Origin of the sequence: Bacillus sp. AFS012607, from assembly GCF_002558005.1 — a bacterium.
Lineage (GTDB): Bacteria > Bacillota > Bacilli > Bacillales > Bacillaceae_G > Bacillus_A > Bacillus_A thuringiensis_S.
In genome coordinates this window covers 1-289 of the sequence record NZ_NTVM01000130.1, presented here as the reverse complement: position 1 = coordinate 289, position 289 = coordinate 1, and the positions used below count along the sequence as shown (strand labels likewise).

Below are 289 nucleotides of genomic sequence, written 5' to 3'. Positions count from 1 at the left end.
AAGCCAGAGCAACCAGAAGCACCACAAAAGCAGGTACCGGAACAACCAAAAGTAACCGAAAAACCTGTCATTCCTCAACTAGAGAAACCACAACAGATTGTTATGAAACCACAACTAGAACAAACGCCAAAGAAAATCGAAACGTATCTTCCGACAACAGGCGGTAAAGCCGAAAATCCATACATAAAACGGATCGGTCTTGTATGTGTCGTACTTGGCTCAATTGGAGCTGTATTTGCAGTAAGAAACCGTAAGAAAGCTCAATCATGATATGAAAGAATATGAAGCT

The 289-nt window shown here is 41.2% G+C and carries 1 pseudogene; it reads left to right on the top strand.

What is annotated here, in order from left to right:
• Nucleotides 1-270 (top strand): annotated as a pseudogene (locus CN409_RS31260) (adhesin); the annotation flags it as partial.
• Nucleotides 271-289 lie beyond the last annotated feature (19 nt).